Here is a 16,001-nt window from a genome sequence, read left to right on the forward strand (position 1 = left end):
GGAACAATTCGGCCGCTTGCGGGTTCAACCTCGGGCAACCGAGGGTACCACCATGCAGAATCAGGCTCTGGCCTGGGCCGTTCCGGTCATGCGCGCCGGCTACGCCGGTCGCGGGCTCGTCTACTGCGTCGTCGCCGGCTTCTCGCTTTTCGCGATCTGGCAGGGCGGCCAGGCGAAAGGAACGTCGTCGGCGCTCCAGCAGCTCGAATCGAGCCTCTGGGGTTCGATCGTCCTGTTCCTCATCTTCGCTGGACTCGTCTCCTATGCCATCTGGCGGTTCTGCGATTCGATCTTCGACCTCGACGACCATGGAACCGACGCGAAGGGCGTCGTTGCCCGCGTCAACATGTTCATCATAGGCCTGCTGAACCTCGGCCTTGGGCTCACGGCCTTCCTGCTCCTGTTCACTGCCAGGGGCGACGGCGGCGGCTCCAGCACGACCGGCGCGATCAATGCCGTCTTGGGGCTGCCCGGCGGCCGGCTCATCGTCGGCGCCGCCGGCCTCGTCATCATTGCGGCAGGGATCCATTACGCGTATCGCGGCTGGACGGAGAAGTATCGCGGCTGCCTCCAGGCCAATCATTTCACGACCCACTGGAACTGGGCGCTGAAGGCCGGCCTGACCGCGAAGGGCGCGGTCGTGGGCATCATTGGCCTGCTGGTGGTCTACGCGGCGCTGCGGTCCAGCCCCGACGAGGCCGGCGGCGTCGGCGAGGCGTTCTCCTGGCTGACCGGGCAGCCCTACGGCCGCATTCTGGTCGCGGCGATCTGCCTCGGCCTGCTCGGCTTCGCCCTCTACTGCTTCGTCAACGCCGCCTACCGGATCGTCCCAAAGGTCGCGTCGCCGGATATCGAGACGCTGGCCTCGCGCCTGGAAACCACGGTTCGCCAGGCGATCTGAGCGGGACAATCCGGCCCGTCTGCCGCGCGCTCAGGCCGCGTTCGGCTGTATGATGTACCTGACGCCGGACCCGCTGCTCCAGGCTTCAGAGATGCGGGCGAGCGGCACGCCTTCGAAAGGCGGCGTGAACCCGGCCGCCGGAGCGGATGCGAGCAACTCCCCGGCTCCCGCCAGTAGGTCGCTGATTGCGACGCTGCCGATGCCGCTGCCCATCAGTTCCAGTCCCGAACTGCGCAACAGGTCGCCGCGAACCGGAATTTCGCCACCTGCCGCGGTTCCCAGTTGCACGTAGCGCAGGCGCGGCTCTCCTGCTCCCGAGCCCCGGTTGCCCGCCGCCGCCTGCAGGACGCGGATTGCAGGCTCTCCCCAGACGAAGTCGAGCACGACGTCGACTCCCTCATCGAAGGCCGCCCGAAGGGCACCCGCGGCATCGTCGTGCAGGGGGATCTTCACGTCCGCATCGAGTTCCTCCAGCTTCGCGTCGTTCCTGGCCACCGCGATGGTCCTGCTGGCACCCAGGTGCCGGGCGACTTGCAGCGCCATCCGCCCGGCCGCCCCGTTGGCGCCCGTCACGAGGACGGTTTCCCCCCTTGCCAGTCTGGCGCGCCGTGTGAGCGCGACCCAGGAGGCCAGTCCCGCGGTGGCGATCGCGGCGGCGCGGTCGTCGGCGAGTTCTTCCGGCACGGGGACCAGCATGCCGCTGGAGACCAGCGATTTCTGCGCCATCGAGCCGAACGGGGACTTCGGGAAGAGGAAATAGACCCGTCGCCCGTCGGGATCCGTGCCGATGCCATCGACGCCCGGCACGAAGCCCGCCGTGGTGCCGCTGGCATAATGCGTACCTGCCGCCAGCGCCCTGACGATGGGGCTCAGGGGAGCCGCTGCGACGGTCACGACCGTCTCGCCGTCTGCGGCGACAGGCTCCGGAAACGTGCCGAACTCCGGCGCGGCGCCGAATGAGGTTACGACTGCGGCCTTCATGCGTGTACTCCGTCGATCCGCTCGGCCTCACCATCGAGGCCAATTCGCCAAAGGGAGATAGACCGCGAGCGGCGGATGATCTATGCGTGAAGATCCGTCATTTGTTCGCAATCGTCCGGAATCGCCATGGATCCTTTGTCCGAGGTGCTCGCGCTGCTCAAGCCGCGCAGCTACATCACCGCAGGCTTCGATGCAGGCGGCGGGTGGGCCCTGACGCTCGATGACCTTGCCGGCCGCATCAAGTGCTACGCCGTCCTCAAGGGCAGCTGCTGGCTGTCGCTCGAGGACCTGGAAGCGCCGGTTCGCGTTCACGAGGGCGACTGCTTCGTGCTTCCCAGCGGACGCTCGGTGGTGATCGCCAGCGATCTCACCGTCGAGCCGAAGCGGGCGAGCGAAGTGCTCGATCCCAACCGCAGCGGCGAGGTCGTCACCTACAACGGCGGCGGCGATGTCTTCCTGGTCGGCAGCCGGTTCGAGGTGGATGGCCGCCACGCCGAAAGCCTGCTGCGAACCCTGCCTCCGCTCATCAAGGTCGAGACCTCCGGCGACCAGGCGAGGCTGAGATGGTCGATCGAACTGATGATGGAGGAACTGCGCGAAGCGCGGCCCGGCGCGGCCCTGGTCGCCCAGCACCTGTCCCACATGATGCTCGTGCAGGCCCTGCGCCTCCACCTGTCCGGTCCGCCGCAGGCGACGGCCGGGTGGTTCGTGGCATTGGCCGAACCCCGGATCGGCGAGGCGATCGCCGCGATGCACCGGGATCCGGCCTACCCCTGGACGCTTCCGGACCTGGCCCGCGAGGCCGGCATGTCGCGCTCCGCCTTCTCCCAGCGGTTTCGCGACCGTGTCGGCGAGACGCCGATGGGGTATCTCACGCGCTGGCGGATGATGCTGGCCGGCGAGCGGCTGATACACAGCCGCGACACGATCTCCGATATCGCGGCGGCGATCGGCTACACGTCAGAACATGCCTTCAGCACGGCCTTCAGGCGCACTGTAGGCTGCTCGCCAAGACAGTACGCCCGGGAATCCGCGCATCCCACGTAGCCGGATGGCGCCGGTTTGCCTGCCGTGATGGCTGCGGCGATCCGCGCGACATGGGCCCGGAACAAGTGCCGACCAGGTCAGGTTTCGCTCTCGTCCACCCTGGTCCAACCGGTGCCGGTGAGGTGCTCCTGCGGCTGGAAGCGGATCTTGTATCCCATCTTCGAGGAGCCGGAGACCCAGTAGCCGAGATACACGTAGGGCAGCCCCAGGCGCCGCGCCCGTTCGATATGGTCGAGGATCATGAAGGTGCCGAGGCTGCGGTCGGCGGCCTCCGGATCGAAGAAGCTGTAGACCATGGAGAGGCCGTCGCAGAGGATGTCGGTCAGCGCCACCGCGACGAGCGGCCCCCTGCCGCGGCCGGTCAGCGCCGAATCGATCGAGCGCCGGCGATATTCGATGACGCGGGTCTCGACATGGGTATCCTCCACCATCATCGCGTAGTCGAGCACCGTCATCTCCGCCATGCCGCCCTCGGCGTGGCGCGAGTCGAGGTAGTCGCGGAACAGCGCGTACTGGTCGGCCGAGGGCTGCGGCAGCACTTCCTCGCCGATCAGGTCGGAATTGCGCCGGTAGATCCGCCGGAAGGAACGCGACGGCCGGAACTCGTCCACCCTGACGCGCACGGAAATGCAGGCCTTGCAGGCTTCGCAGGCCGGCCGGTAGGCGATGTTCTGGCTGCGCCGGAAGCCGCCTTGGGTCAGGATGTCGTTGAGCGCCGCCGCCTTCTCGCCGACCAGGTGTGTGAACACCTTCCGCTCGTACTTGCCCGGCAGATACGGGCACGCGGTCGGTGCCGTCAGATAGAATTGCGGATTGTCGCGTCCGATCTCGCTCAAGGTTCGAATACCGTGAAGGCGCCCGCCTGAATCCTGCTCTGGGTCCTTATCTAGAAACCATAATACCACGGTCCAATGATCGAGTAAGCGAGCCAGATCAAAAGAACCAGCGGCGTGCCCACCTTGACGAAGTCCGCGAAGCGGTAGTGGCCCGGCGTCATCACCAGCAGGTTGGTCTGGTACCCGATCGGCGTCGCGAATGAGCAGTTGGCCGCAAGGATGACCGTAACGATGAACGGGAACGGGTCGACGCCGATCTGCATGGCGGTGGATATGGCGATCGGCGTGAACAGCACCGCCGTCGCGTTGTTCGACAGGAAGTTTGTCATGATCGCGATCAGCAGGAACAGCGCCGACATGATGACCGCGGGCGACTGCCCGTTCAGCAGCGCGACGACCTCCTCGGCGATGAACCGCGCGCCTCCGGTCACCTCCAGTGGCGCCGCCATCGCGAGCGAAGACCCGATCAGCACGTAGATCCGCCGGTCGAAGGCGCGGGCGGCCTGGCGGATGTTGAGGCACCCCGCAGGCACCAGCGCCAGCGCCCCCGTGATCGCCGCGGTGGCGATCGGCAGAAGCCCGCTCGCGGACACGGCGACGACGGCAAGGAAGATCGCCAGCGCCCGTCCGGCCCGCTCCGTCAGCGGCACTTCGGCAGCCGACCATTCGAGCAGGATCACGTCGCGCGACAGGCGCAGGCCCTCGACCTGCGAGCGCGATCCGGAGACCAGCAGCACGTCGCCGGCCTCCAGGCGGATGTCGCTCATCCGCATCCGGATCATCCGGCTCTGGCGCTGGATGCCCAGCACGATGCAGCCCGTCATCGACCGCAGCGCCGACATCTCGATCGTCCGGCCGATCAGTCGCGATCCGGGCGCCACGACTGCCTCCGCGAGCATGATCGGCCCGTCTGCCGGCGGCGCCGCGTCGTCCTCGCCCTCGTCGATGCTGCCGACCGGGTCGGCGCTGAACAGGGCCTTGGTTCCCTTCAGGGCATCGGTCAGCACCGAGCGGGTCGCGGCCACGACGATGATGTCGCCGGCCTGCAACTCGACGTCCTCGAAGGGAGGCAGGTAGGGATGGTCGCCGCGCTGGACCATCACCACGGTCATGCCCTTCAGCGCCGGAAACATCCCCGCCACCGCCTTGCTGCCGACGAGGGGATTGTCGTAGCCGATCGGGATCTGGGCGATGAACTGCTTGCCCTGGCCGCCGCCGACCTCCTGCAGCATGGTCGCGCGGGCGGGCAGCAGGCGCGGCAGCACGAACACCGCATAGATCCCCCCGATGACCGCCAGGATGACGCCGATCCCGGTAAAGTCGAAGAAGGTTATGGCCGGCTGCCCCATGTCGCTCGCCTGTCCGGCAACCAGAAGGTTGGTCGACGAGCCGATCAGGGTGGTCATGCCGCCGAGGATCGAGACGAAGCTGAGCGGGATCATCACCTTGCTCGGCGACTGGCGCGCCCGCATCGCGACGGCGCCGAGCACGGGCAGCATCAGCACCACCACCGGCGTGTTGTTCATGAAGGCGCTGAGGATGCCGGTGACGATCAGCACCGCCGCCAGCGTCGCGTTGTTGCGACCGCCGCCCCAGTGGCCGATTCGCTGGGCCAGCCCGTCGAGCGCGCCGGTCTGGAACAGACCCTGTCCGATCACCAGCAGGGCGAGGATGGTGAACAGCGCCGGGTTGGCGAAACCCGCCAGCAGTTCCTCGGCGCCGAACAGGCCGCTGCCGTCCGGATTCGGATACGGGAAGAGCTGGAACAACAGCAGGAAGGCGACCACGACGCCGACCCCGGTAATCTCGATCGGTGTCTTTTCGGTCACGTAGGCGACGATCGCGACCGCAATGATCGCAAACGTCGCCCACATATGGAAATCTTCCATACGCGCTCTGCTCCCCGCAGTCCCCGGAGCCGCGCATACTGACGATGGCGGCGCCGCAATCCAAGCCCAGGCGATTCCATAAACCAAGCCGGAAATGGAAGGAAATTGCCCGCCATCCCCCCAACGCCGAACGTCCGTCCCGACATCCGTCCAGGGCAATGGCCCTGTTGCCTATCGCGCTTCGTCCCGCCGTTGCAACGGGTCGAGACGGGTCACCATCATGCCCTCGGCTTCCAGCGCCCTCTGTATGCGGTCCGCATGGGGCGCGTCGCGCGTCTCGATTGTGACGTCTGTCGTCGCCCGCATCGCAGGCACGTCCAGCAGCAGGCGCTGGTGCGAGACTTCGAGGATATTGGCGCCTTCGTGCCCGATCAGCGTGGCAACCCGGCCCAGTTCGCCCGGCCGGTCCCGGACCGTGACGCGGAAGGTGACGACCCGGTCCTCCCGCTCCAGCGCCCGCACCGTCAGGGCTGCCAGCAGTCGCGGATCGATGTTGCCGCCGGTCAGCACCAGCCCGACCTTGCGGCCGGCAAAGCGCTCCGGATCGGTCATCAGCGCCGCCAGCCCGGCCGCGCCCGCGCCCTCGGCGAGCGTCTTCAGACGGACCAGATAGGCATAGATCGCCCGCTCGATCGCCGCCTCGTCGACGACCATCACGTCGATGCCGAGCGCAGTCAGGACGCCGACCGCCGACTCCGACACGTTCTTGACCGCGATGCCTTCGGCCAGCGTGTCGCCGCCGCATTCGGCCGGTTCGCCGCGCAGGGCCGCCGCCATCGAGGCATACTGCGACGTCTGCACCCCGACGACCTCGATGTCCGGCCGCAGCGCGCGTGCCGCGACCGCGATGCCGGAGATCAGCCCGCCGCCCCCGACCGGCACGATCAGGCAGTCCAGTCCCGGGACGTCCCGAAGCATTTCCAGCGCGATCGTCCCCTGGCCGGCCATCACGAGAGGGTGGTCGTAGGGGTGGACGAGGGTGAGGCCCTGCGCCTGCGCCAGGTCGTCGACGACGGATCGGCATTCGGCGACCGTCTCGCCCTCCAGCACCACCGTCGCGCCGAACGCCTCGGTGCTCGCGACCTTGGTGAACGGCGTCGTGCGCGGCATCACGATGGTCGCCGGTATCCCCAGCCTGCGCGCGTGGCAGGCAACCGCCTGGGCATGGTTTCCCGCCGACAGGGCGATCACGCCCCGCGCCCGCTGGTCGTCGTCGAGCGCCGCCAGCCGGTTCAGCGCGCCACGCTCCTTGAAGGCGTTGGTGACCTGCAGGTTCTCGAACTTGACGTGGACCTCGCAGCCGGCGACTGCCGACAGCCGCGGCGCCGCCACCAGCGGCGTACGCAGGACATGGCCGCGGATCGTCTCGGCGGCCGCCTCGACGTCGGCGAGCGTGATCGGCAGGTCGGAATGCATGCAGCCGTCGTAGAGCCAGTTCCCGGCGGCGTCCAGCGGCAAAACCGGCGGAACGTCAGGCAGGCGGCGAAATATCGAGCAGCACGGGGGCCATCGACGCCACCAGCAGCACCGCCATCGCGATGTTGAACAGCCGTAGGCGGCCTGGATCCTGCAACAGCCGGCCGACCGCGACGCCGAAGGCGGCCCACAGGCTGATCGACGGCAGGTTGACCAGCGCGAACACCGCGATCATCGCCGCCAGGCTCGCAAGGTAGTCGTCCGGCACCGTGTAGGAGACCGTGACGATCAGCGCCACGGTCCATGCCTTGGGGTTCACCAGTTGCAGCATCGCCGCCTGCGTGAACGAGATCGGCGGCTCCGGCGACCCCGCCGCCGACCGCGCTGCCGCCGGCCGGCTGCGCGCGATCCTGATCGCCAGCCGCACCACGTAGACGGCGCAGGCGACCTTGAGCGCGATGCCGGCAAGCGGCCACGCCTGCAGTACCGGCCCGATGCCGAGGCCGACCGCCAGCACCATCGACAGGAATCCGAAGCTGACGCCGAACACGATCGGCAGCGAGCGCGCGAAGCCGTGCGTTGCACCTGTCGCCAGCAGGATGAAGTTCGATGGCCCCGGCGAGATCGACATCACGAAGGCGAAGCCCGCCAGGGCCACCAGCAGGTCGTAGGTCATGTCCGCCTCCTGTTGGAAAGGCGCACATTGACCGGACTCACGTTCGAAGTATTTGATGTCTCGTATTCATTATTTATCAGATCGTCCAGCAGGAGCGGTCGAATGGCGAACCAGGATCAGCTGAGCGATGTATTCGCGACCCTGCGTCTGCGCAGCGACGTGTACTTTCGCGCCGACCTGTCCGGCGGGTTCTCCATCCTGGTGCCCGCCGAGCGACGGCTGATCCGTTTCCACTTCGTCCTGAACGGCGTTGGTGGCGTTCGGCTCGGCGGCGACTGGGTGGAGATGGAGGAGGGCGATCTCGTCATCGTGCCGAACGGCGCGGGCCATGTGATCGCCGACTGCCCGGATCGCGCGCCGGTGCCGCTGCCGGATGTACTGGGTGGCGGCGCGATGGGCGAAGACGGCGTGCTGACCTACGGCAGCGGCGAAGGACGGCTGCAATTGCTCTGCGGGTACTGCGGCGTCGACGAGGCGGTCGACCACCCGGTCGTGGCCGGCCTGCCGCCGTCGATCGTGCTGAGGACCCGCGATCTCGGCCACGAGCCATGGATCCTGGCGAGCCTGCGGCTGCTGGCGCTCGAATCCGGCCTCGCCGCCCAGGGCATGAACGGCACCCTGAGCCGGTTGCTTGAGATCCTGCTCATCCAGACGCTGCGCCGCGTGCCGCCGCCGGGCGAGGGCGCCGGCTACATGGCCGCCCTGGCCGACCCGAAACTGTCGCGCGCGCTCTCCGCGATGCACGCCGATCCGGCCCGTCCGTGGACCATCCTGGACCTCGCCCGCGTCGCCGGCATGTCGCGGGCCGGCTTCTCCGATCGCTTCACGCGCACCGTCGGACTGCCGCCGCTCGGCTACCTGACCACCTGGCGGCTCCTCAAGGCGCGCCGCCTGCTGCGCGAGACGGATCTCGCCATCGACGAGATCGCCCTGCGCTGCGGCTACGCCTCGCTTCCCTCCTTCACCCGCCGCTACAAGGCCGCCTACGGCATCGGCCCCGGCGCCTACCGGCGGGCGGAGAGGCCGCGGTAGCGGAGCGCCGACTTCCGCTCCGTCGGGCCATTGCGCTGGGCCCCGGGTCAAGCCCGGGGCATAGGCTGAGGCATTGGCAGATGCCGCGCCTCAAACGCAACTTACGTCCCGGCCCCCGAGCCGGGACCCAGCAGCGTCGGCAGACGCACCTGAGGCTGAAGCGTCGCGCCGGACGCCGGCGCGCCCGAGACGGCGGCTGCGCCGGGCCACTGCGCTGGATCCCGGGGCGAGCCCGGGATATACGCAGAGGAACTGGCACCGCCTGTCCCCAACTCCGCAGCCTACGCCCCGGACCCCGATCCGGGGCCCAGCGCGGCGGCTGCGGCACCGGAGGCAGAAGCTTCGTGGTGGACGCCGGCGCGCCCGGTCACCGGCTGCGCGCCGGGCGCCGCCCGCCTCAGGCGTCGTTCAGCGCCCGCGCCACCTCGACGGCGAAATACGTGAGCACCCCGTCGGCCCCGGCGCGCTTGAACGCGGTGAGGGCCTCCGGCACGCACCGCTCCCGGTCGAGCCAGCCGCGCTCGAAGGCTGCGCACAGCATCGCGTACTCGCCCGACACCTGGTAGGCGTAGGTCGGCATCCCGAACGTCTGCTTCAGGCGGTGCAGGATGTCGAGATAGGGCATGCCCGGCTTGACCATGATCATGTCGGCGCCCTCGGCGATGTCGGCCTCGGCCTCGCGGATCGCCTCGTCGGAATTGCCGTAGTCCATCTGGTAGGTGCGCTTGTCGCCCGACAGCGTCGCCGACGAGCCGACCGCGTCGCGGAACGGTCCGTAGAAGCCGGAGGCGTATTTCGCCGTGTAGGCCATGATCTGCGTGTCGATCAGGCCCTCGGCCTCGAGCGCCTCGCGGATCGCGCCGACGCGGCCGTCCATCATGTCGGAGGGTGCGATGACGTCGCAGCCGGCGTTCGCCTGCACCAGCGCCTGGCGGACCAGCACCTCCACCGTCTCGTCGTTGAGGATGCGGCCGTTCTCCATCAGCCCGTCATGGCCGTGGCTGGTATAGGGATCGAGCGCCACGTCGGTGACGATGCCGATCTCCGGCACCCGGTCCTTCACCGCCCGGCAGGCCCTGCACACCAGGTTGTCGGCGTTGAGCGCCTCCGAGCCGGTCTCGTCGCGCAGCGAGGGGTCCGTGTAGGGAAACAGCGCCACCGCCGGGATGCCCAGCGACGCTGCCTCCTGGACCGCCTTCACCGCCTCGTCGACCGAGTGGCGCACCACGCCCGGCATCGATGCGACCGGCTCGCGGACTCCGGTGCCGCTGACGACGAAAAGCGGCCAGATCAGGTCGTCGACGCCAAGCAGGTTCTCGCGCACCAGCCGCCGGGCCCAGTCGGCGCGCCGGTTGCGCCGCGGGCGCACCGCGCGGTGCACGGCGGCGGGGCGGCTGCCCTGCGGCGGACCGGCTCCGATGCTGCTCGCCTGCTCTTCGCGCTTGGCCATGTCAAACCACTCCATTGCGGCATGTCCGGGGACTGTTCTGGCCCCTCAGGCTAGCACGCGCGCGGCGGTCGCTCAAAATGCCCTGCCGCATGGCACACCCGCGCACATGCCCGTGCAGTTGACGGCTCCGGGGTGCCTGTTTATTCGATCCGGGCGGCGTCCGTGTCGACGTTCCGCGACGCATCACCGGGGGCATCGGGGAACCGCGATGGACTTCTCCTTGAGCGAAGAGCAGGGCGCTATCCGGCAGATGGCCCGGGATTTCGCCGCTGCGGAACTGGCGCCCCACGCCGTCGAGTGGGACCGGGAGAAGCACTTCCCCGTCGACACGCTGCGCGCCGCCGCCGCGCTGGGCATGGGCGGCGTCTATGTGCGCGAGGACGTCGGCGGCTCCGGTCTGACGCGTCTCGATGCCGCACTGATCTTCGAGGCGCTGGCGACCGGCTGCCCGTCGATCTCCGCCTACATCTCGATCCACAACATGTCGGCCTGGATGATCGACGCGTTCGGCAACGACGAGCAGCGCGGCAGGTATCTGCCCGGGCTCTGCGCGATGGACCAGCTTGCCAGCTACTGCCTGACCGAGCCGGGCTCCGGCTCGGATGCCGCCGCGCTCCGGACGAAGGCTGTGCGCGACGGCGACGACTATGTCCTCGACGGCCAGAAGCAGTTCATCTCCGGCGCCGGCTCGGGCGACGTCTACGTGGTCATGGTGCGCACCGGCGGCGACGGGCCGAAGGGCATTTCCACCCTGGTCGTGCCCGGCGACACGCCCGGCCTCAGGCTCGGCGCCAACGAGGTGAAGATGGGCTGGAACGCCCAGCCGACCCGCGCGGTGATTTTCGAGGGCGCGCGCGTGCCGGTGGCCAACCGCCTCGGCGAGGAGGGCGACGGCTTCAGGATCGCCATGGCCGGCCTCGACGGCGGCCGGCTCAACATCTGCGCCTGCTCGCTCGGCGGCGCCCAGTTCGCGCTCGACCAGACGGTTGCCTACATGCAGGACCGGCAGGCGTTCGGCGCGCCGCTCAGCCGCTTTCAGGCGCTGCAGTTCCGCGTCGCCGACATGGCGACCGAGCTCGAGGCCGCCCGCACCTTCCTGTGGCGCGCCGCCGCGGCGCTGGATGCAAAGGATCCCGACGCCACAAGGCTCTGCGCCATGGCCAAGCGGTTCGGTACCGATATCGGCTTCGAGGTCGCCAACCAGGCCCTGCAGCTGCACGGCGGCTACGGCTACCTGGCGGAATACGGGATCGAGAAGATCGTCCGCGACCTGCGCGTCCACCAGATCCTGGAGGGCACAAACGAGATCATGCGCCTGATCGTGGCCCGGGAGATCTTCGGGCGGTGAGGGCGACGAGGACAGACCAGTCCATCCAACGTCATCCCGGCCAGGCGCAGCGCAAGCCGGGATCGCCACGGACCGCAGCGCCTGCGTTTCCGGCGATCCCGCATCGTCGCTGCGCGCCGTCCGGGATGACGTATGAGAAGACGGTCTCTCGCTTGGCGTCGGCAGCATGACCGACGCACCCGAAATCCTGTTCGACAAGCGCGGCCGGGCCGGCTTCGTCACGCTGAACCGGCCGAAGGCGCTGAACGCCCTGACGCTCGGCATGGTGCGGGCGCTGCACCCGAAACTGATCGAATGGGCAGACGACCCGGACGTCGGCCACGTGGTCATCGCCGGGGCAGGCGAGAAGGCCTTCTGCGCCGGCGGCGACATCCGCCAGCTCTACGACTGGGGCAAGGCGGGCGATCCCATGGCCCTGACCTTCTATCGCGAGGAATACCGCCTCAACACCTTCATCAAGCGCTATCCCAAGCCGTACGTGGCGCTGATCGACGGCATCGTCATGGGCGGCGGGGTCGGCGTCTCGGTGCACGGCAGTCGCCGGGTCGCCGGCGGCCGGACCATGTTCGCCATGCCGGAGACCGGCATCGGCCTGTTCCCCGACGTCGGCGGCACGTATTTGCTGCCGCGCCTGCCGGGCAGGACCGGCACCTGGCTGGCGCTGACCGGCGCGCGGCTCGGCCAGGCGGATGCGGTCGATACCGGTGTCGCGACCCACGCGGTTGCGTCGGATCGCTTCGCCGCCCTCGCCGAAGCCCTGTGCGAAACCAGTGACTTGGACTCAACCCTTGAATCATTTTCGCAGCCGGCGGCCGGGGCGACCGTCCCGGGCCTGCGCGAGGTGATCGACCGCTGTTTCGCCGCAAACACGGTGGAAGAGGTGCTGGCGGCGCTGGACGCAGAGACCGGCGCGCACGCCGAATGGGCGGCCAGGCAGGCTTCGGTCATCCGTGGCAAGTCGCCGACGAGCCTGAAGATCGCGCTGCGGCAGATGCGCGAGGGCGCCGCGGCCGATTTCGAGGAGTGCATGAGGATCGAGTTCCGGATCGTCGACCGGGTGCTGCGGGGGCACGACTTTTTCGAGGGCGTCCGTGCGGTGATCGTCGACAAGGACAACGCGCCGGCCTGGCGCCCCGGCAGGCTCGACGAGGTCTCCGATGCCGACGTCGATGCGTTCTTCGCCCCGCTCGGCCCCGGCGAACTCGATCTCGACGATACGGGCCGCGTCTAGATGCCCCTCCAGTTCGCCAAGAGCGCCCCGCTCGCCCCGACGATCCTGCTCTGGTACCTGCGCTCGCTGGCGGTGTTCTACTTCGCCGCCGGCCTGCTGCACTGGTCGCGGATCATCGGCGTCCTCGGCCCGGGCTTCGAAACGATGCCCGTGCACATGCAGATCGCGACCGTCTACTTCGCGCTGCTGCAGGTCGTCGCCTCGGTCGGGCTGTGGTGCGGGGCGGCCTGGGGGGTCGCCGCGTGGCTGTTCTGCGCGGTGGCGGAACTGGTCATGCACCTCGGCTTTTCCGACCTGTTCGGCTCCGCCTGGCTGACGGTGCTGTTCCACTTCGTGACGATCTTCGTCTATGTCGGACTGGCCTGGTGGACGGGAACGCCGGAGAATACCGGCGAGATACTGCGGCTGCCGGAGGAGTAGCGTCCGCAGCAATTTCTGGGCGGGCGCGTCATTCGAGGGAGGATGTGATGGCACGGATCGGTTTCGTCGGACTGGGCAATATGGGCGGGCCGATGGCCGCCAATCTCGTCAAGGCGGGTCACGAGGTGCGCGGCTTCGACCTGTCGGATGCCGCTAAGGCCAGGCTGACGGAAGCGGGCGGCACGGTGTGCGCGTCCGCCGCCGAGACCGTCGCCGGGGCCGACGTCGTCGTCACCATGCTGCCGGCCGGGCGACATGTCGAGGCGGTCTACACGGGGGAGGGCGGCCTGATCGCCGCCGCCGCGACCGGAACCCTGTTCATCGATTCCTCCACCATCGACGTCGCCACGGCCCGCAGGGTCGCCGCTGCGGCCGACGAGGCCGGCATGGCCATGGTCGACGCCCCTGTCTCCGGCGGCGTCGGCGGCGCCCAGGCCGGCACGCTCACCTTCATGGTCGGCGGCAGCGAGGCCGCCTTCGAGGAGGCGAAGCCGTATCTGGACGTCATGGGCAAGACGATCGTCCACGCCGGCGGACCCGGCAACGGCCAGGCCGCCAAGATCTGCAACAACATGATCCTGGGCATCTCGATGATCGGGGTGTCGGAAGCTTTCGTGCTCGCCGAAAAGCTCGGGCTCGACCACCAGAAGCTGTTCGACATCTCGTCTACGGCGTCGGGCCAATGCTGGTCGCTGACCACCTATTGCCCGGTGCCCGGCCCGGTGCCGACCTCGCCGGCAAACCGCGACTATCAGGCCGGCTTCACCGCCGCGATGATGCTGAAGGACCTCAAGCTCGCGCAGGACGCTGCCAACGCATCCGGGGCCGCAACGCCGCTCGGCGCGGAAGCTGCCCAGATCTATTCCCTGTTCGACGGCGCCGGGAATGGCGAGGTCGACTTCTCCGGGATCATCCGTTTCTTGAGGGGGACAGGGTAAACCAATCGGAAACTTCGCTTTTCTGGAAAATTAAGACTGACTCTTAAGTTGCTCTTAGGTCGCTCCGACTAGCCTGTGCGCCAAGTGGGGAACACCACAGACGAATACGAGGCAGTCAGGATGAACGCAGCAGTCGCCACACAGGACATCGCCCGGAGCACCGACCGCAACTACGTCGGCGAGGAAGCCCTCAAGCCGAAATACCTTGAGGCTCTGACGCTGGTCGAGCGTCTGCACCGGCGCCTTCTCGACGTGGTCAAGGACGAGTTCGACCGGGAGGGCCGCACCGACGTGAACAGCATCCAGGCGATGCTTCTCTACAACATCGGCGGCTCGGAACTGACGGCGGGCGAGTTGCGCAGCCGCGGCTATTACCTCGGCTCCAACGTCTCCTACAACCTCAAGAAGCTGGTCGAGGGCGGCTATGTCCATCACCAGCGCTCGACCGTCGACCGCCGCTCGGTCCGCATCAGCCTGACCGACAAGGGCCGCGCCGTGCACCGGATCATCTCGGATCTGTACGAACGACACCTCCGGTCGATCGAGAAGGTCGGCGGGCTGGGCGAAACCGATTTCGACAGCCTGAACCGCTCGCTGCAGAAGCTGGAGCGCTTCTGGACCGACCAGATCCTCTACAGGCTCTGAACGCACCACCCGGAGGCGCGGGCGGATGGAGTAGCTGCCGGCGAAACGGTCCAGCCGCGCCCCGGCCGCATCAGGCGGTCGGAACGGTGCCGCCGTCTATCACATGTTCGGTGCCGGTGATGGCGGACGCCCGCTGGGATGCCAGGAAGGCGACCAGGTCGGCGACCTCGCCGGGTCGTGCCGGCCGGCCAAGCGGAATCCCGCCCAGCGAATTCATGATGATGTTCCTGCCGCCCTCGTAGTCGGTGCCCGCCTCCTTCGCGAGCCGCTCCGCGAGCGCCACCGCGGCGTCCGTCTCGATCCAGCCCGGCGACACCCGGACCACCCTGATCCCCTTGGGCGTCACTTCCTTCGACAGGCTCTTGCTGTAGGTCGAGAGCGCCGCCTTTGCCGCTGCGTATGCGGTGGTCGAGTCGGGCAGCGGCAGTTCGTGCTGGATCGACGTCACGTGGATGATGACGCCCGATCCCTGCGCGATCATGGAGGGCAGGAGCGCCCGGTCGAGCCGGACGGCCGGCATGAGGTTTTGGTCGAATTCCTTCCGCCATTCGTCATCGGTCAATGCTGCGAAGCCGCCCGCCGGCGCGCTTGATCCGCCGAGGACGTTGACGAGGATGTCGATGCCACCGAACCTCTCCAGCACTTCGCCTGCGACCTTTGCGCAACCGTCCGGCGTCATCAGGTCGGCGGCGATGTAATAGACCCGCCCGTTCGCATCCCCGTTCACCGTTCTGGCGGTTGCCGCCACGCGTGCGCCGGAGGCAGCCAGGGCCTCGACGACCGCCGCTCCCAGGCCCTTCGTGCCGCCGGTGACCAGGGCCCGCCGGTCCTGGAGGCCGAGGTCGAAGCTCACTGGACGATCTCCAGCCGGGCGATTTCGGTGCCGGCAAGGGTGAAGGCATAGCGCAGGTCGACCGGACTCCCCGGAAAGTTTCCGGTTACGCGCGCCGTGACGAGGACCGTCTCGCCCCGCTCGTCGACGGCGACGGGCTCGCTCTTGTAGTCGTACTTTGCCGACGCCTGGGTCTTCCAGCGGGCGATCGCCGCGCGTCCCCGGTACGTTTCCTTTTCGTCGATCACCACGCCATCGGAGGCGAAGCATTCGGCGACCGTCGCGCCGTCCGTCCCGTCAGCCGCGAAGTAGCTGGCAATGGGTGTGGGCAGTGAAAGGGACATCCGTGTTCTCCCTGC

General features: G+C 68.4%; 16 protein-coding genes. 8 read left to right on the forward strand and 8 right to left on the reverse strand.

Annotated features, from left to right (window positions below; all coding sequences use genetic code 11):
* The first annotated feature begins 52 nt into the window (after positions 1-52).
* Positions 53-901: a DUF1206 domain-containing protein gene (locus V3328_RS19495; RefSeq protein WP_340331386.1), complete on the forward strand. Its 849-nt coding sequence runs from the start codon at positions 53-55 to the stop codon at positions 899-901.
* A gap of 30 nt (positions 902-931) precedes the next feature.
* Here the strand turns inward: V3328_RS19495 and V3328_RS19500 are convergent, their stop codons facing one another.
* A complete protein-coding gene (locus V3328_RS19500; protein ID WP_340331387.1) occupies positions 932-1,882 on the reverse strand; it encodes a quinone oxidoreductase family protein in 951 nt (316 codons plus the stop codon).
* Positions 1,883-2,008: 126 nt separating this feature from the next.
* Between V3328_RS19500 and V3328_RS19505 the strand changes: the two genes are divergently transcribed.
* Positions 2,009-2,929 (forward strand): AraC family transcriptional regulator, encoded by a 921-nt coding sequence (locus V3328_RS19505; protein ID WP_340331388.1) that lies wholly within the window; start codon positions 2,009-2,011, stop codon positions 2,927-2,929.
* Positions 2,930-3,006: 77 nt separating this feature from the next.
* Here the strand turns inward: V3328_RS19505 and V3328_RS19510 are convergent, their stop codons facing one another.
* The 4 genes from V3328_RS19510 to V3328_RS19525 form a co-directional block, all read right to left on the reverse strand.
* Positions 3,007-3,765 carry an arginyltransferase gene (locus tag V3328_RS19510; protein ID WP_340331389.1) on the reverse strand — a complete coding sequence of 253 codons (759 nt, stop codon included), beginning with the start codon at positions 3,763-3,765 and terminating at the stop codon, positions 3,007-3,009.
* Between the two features lie 50 nt (positions 3,766-3,815).
* Positions 3,816-5,654: a sodium:proton antiporter gene (locus tag V3328_RS19515; RefSeq protein WP_340331390.1), complete on the reverse strand. Its 1,839-nt coding sequence runs from the start codon at positions 5,652-5,654 to the stop codon at positions 3,816-3,818.
* Positions 5,655-5,825: 171 nt separating this feature from the next.
* Positions 5,826-7,070, reverse strand: coding sequence for a threonine ammonia-lyase (locus V3328_RS19520; protein ID WP_340331391.1), 1,245 nt, complete (start codon positions 7,068-7,070; stop codon positions 5,826-5,828).
* 55 nt (positions 7,071-7,125) lie between these two features.
* Entirely contained in the window at positions 7,126-7,746 is a 621-nt protein-coding gene (locus tag V3328_RS19525; RefSeq protein ID WP_340331392.1) for a LysE family translocator, read from the reverse strand.
* Positions 7,747-7,848: 102 nt separating this feature from the next.
* Between V3328_RS19525 and V3328_RS19530 the strand changes: the two genes are divergently transcribed.
* Positions 7,849-8,778 carry an AraC family transcriptional regulator gene (locus V3328_RS19530; RefSeq protein WP_340331393.1) on the forward strand — a complete coding sequence of 310 codons (930 nt, stop codon included), beginning with the start codon at positions 7,849-7,851 and terminating at the stop codon, positions 8,776-8,778.
* 397 nt (positions 8,779-9,175) lie between these two features.
* On the opposite strand, the gene hemB is transcribed toward V3328_RS19530, so the two are convergent.
* Complete coding sequence (gene hemB / locus V3328_RS19535) at positions 9,176-10,228, reverse strand: porphobilinogen synthase (RefSeq protein WP_340331394.1); 1,053 nt, start codon at positions 10,226-10,228, stop codon at positions 9,176-9,178.
* A gap of 208 nt (positions 10,229-10,436) precedes the next feature.
* On the opposite strand from hemB, the gene V3328_RS19540 reads away from it, so the two are divergent.
* From V3328_RS19540 to ldtR, 5 genes are all read left to right on the forward strand, one after another.
* Entirely contained in the window at positions 10,437-11,576 is a 1,140-nt protein-coding gene (locus tag V3328_RS19540; RefSeq protein ID WP_340331395.1) for an isobutyryl-CoA dehydrogenase, read from the forward strand.
* A 166-nt stretch (positions 11,577-11,742) separates the two neighbouring features.
* Positions 11,743-12,807: an enoyl-CoA hydratase/isomerase family protein gene (locus V3328_RS19545; RefSeq protein WP_340331396.1), complete on the forward strand. Its 1,065-nt coding sequence runs from the start codon at positions 11,743-11,745 to the stop codon at positions 12,805-12,807.
* Positions 12,808-13,227 (forward strand): DUF6163 family protein, encoded by a 420-nt coding sequence (locus V3328_RS19550; protein WP_340331397.1) that lies wholly within the window; start codon positions 12,808-12,810, stop codon positions 13,225-13,227.
* A gap of 47 nt (positions 13,228-13,274) precedes the next feature.
* On the forward strand, positions 13,275-14,165 hold the full coding sequence (mmsB, locus tag V3328_RS19555) for a 3-hydroxyisobutyrate dehydrogenase (protein ID WP_340331398.1): 891 nt from the start codon (positions 13,275-13,277) through the stop codon (positions 14,163-14,165).
* A 120-nt stretch (positions 14,166-14,285) separates the two neighbouring features.
* Positions 14,286-14,810 carry a transcriptional regulator LdtR gene (ldtR, locus tag V3328_RS19560; protein ID WP_340331399.1) on the forward strand — a complete coding sequence of 175 codons (525 nt, stop codon included), beginning with the start codon at positions 14,286-14,288 and terminating at the stop codon, positions 14,808-14,810.
* 70 nt (positions 14,811-14,880) lie between these two features.
* Here ldtR and V3328_RS19565 read toward each other — a convergent pair whose 3' ends face one another.
* Together V3328_RS19565 and V3328_RS19570 are read right to left on the reverse strand one after the other, a co-directional pair.
* Positions 14,881-15,663 (reverse strand): SDR family oxidoreductase, encoded by a 783-nt coding sequence (locus tag V3328_RS19565; RefSeq protein ID WP_340331400.1) that lies wholly within the window; start codon positions 15,661-15,663, stop codon positions 14,881-14,883.
* On the reverse strand, positions 15,660-15,986 hold the full coding sequence (locus V3328_RS19570; RefSeq protein ID WP_340331401.1) for a nuclear transport factor 2 family protein: 327 nt from the start codon (positions 15,984-15,986) through the stop codon (positions 15,660-15,662). The genes V3328_RS19565 and V3328_RS19570 overlap by 4 nt, the downstream gene beginning before the upstream one ends.
* Between the last annotated feature and the right edge of the window lie 15 nt (positions 15,987-16,001).

The sequence above is a fragment of the Microbaculum marinum genome (assembly GCF_037855135.1).
Lineage (GTDB): Bacteria > Pseudomonadota > Alphaproteobacteria > Rhizobiales > Tepidamorphaceae > Microbaculum > Microbaculum marinum.

Bases quoted from the DNA above. Each gene is read 5' to 3' on its own strand.
- V3328_RS19495 (WP_340331386.1), top strand. From the start codon at position 53: ATGCAGAATCAGGCTCTGGCCTGGGCCGTTCCGGTCATGCGCGCCGGC.
- V3328_RS19500 (WP_340331387.1), bottom strand. From the start codon at position 1,882: ATGAAGGCCGCAGTCGTAACCTCATTCGGCGCCGCGCCGGAGTTCGGC.
- V3328_RS19505 (WP_340331388.1), top strand. From the start codon at position 2,009: ATGGATCCTTTGTCCGAGGTGCTCGCGCTGCTCAAGCCGCGCAGCTAC.
- V3328_RS19515 (WP_340331390.1), bottom strand. From the start codon at position 5,654: ATGGAAGATTTCCATATGTGGGCGACGTTTGCGATCATTGCGGTCGCG.
- V3328_RS19520 (WP_340331391.1), bottom strand. From the start codon at position 7,070: ATGCATTCCGACCTGCCGATCACGCTCGCCGACGTCGAGGCGGCCGCC.
- V3328_RS19525 (WP_340331392.1), bottom strand. From the start codon at position 7,746: ATGACCTACGACCTGCTGGTGGCCCTGGCGGGCTTCGCCTTCGTGATG.
- V3328_RS19530 (WP_340331393.1), top strand. From the start codon at position 7,849: ATGGCGAACCAGGATCAGCTGAGCGATGTATTCGCGACCCTGCGTCTG.
- hemB (WP_340331394.1), bottom strand. From the start codon at position 10,228: ATGGCCAAGCGCGAAGAGCAGGCGAGCAGCATCGGAGCCGGTCCGCCG.
- V3328_RS19540 (WP_340331395.1), top strand. From the start codon at position 10,437: ATGGACTTCTCCTTGAGCGAAGAGCAGGGCGCTATCCGGCAGATGGCC.
- V3328_RS19545 (WP_340331396.1), top strand. From the start codon at position 11,743: ATGACCGACGCACCCGAAATCCTGTTCGACAAGCGCGGCCGGGCCGGC.
- V3328_RS19550 (WP_340331397.1), top strand. From the start codon at position 12,808: ATGCCCCTCCAGTTCGCCAAGAGCGCCCCGCTCGCCCCGACGATCCTG.
- mmsB (WP_340331398.1), top strand. From the start codon at position 13,275: ATGGCACGGATCGGTTTCGTCGGACTGGGCAATATGGGCGGGCCGATG.
- ldtR (WP_340331399.1), top strand. From the start codon at position 14,286: ATGAACGCAGCAGTCGCCACACAGGACATCGCCCGGAGCACCGACCGC.
- V3328_RS19570 (WP_340331401.1), bottom strand. From the start codon at position 15,986: ATGTCCCTTTCACTGCCCACACCCATTGCCAGCTACTTCGCGGCTGAC.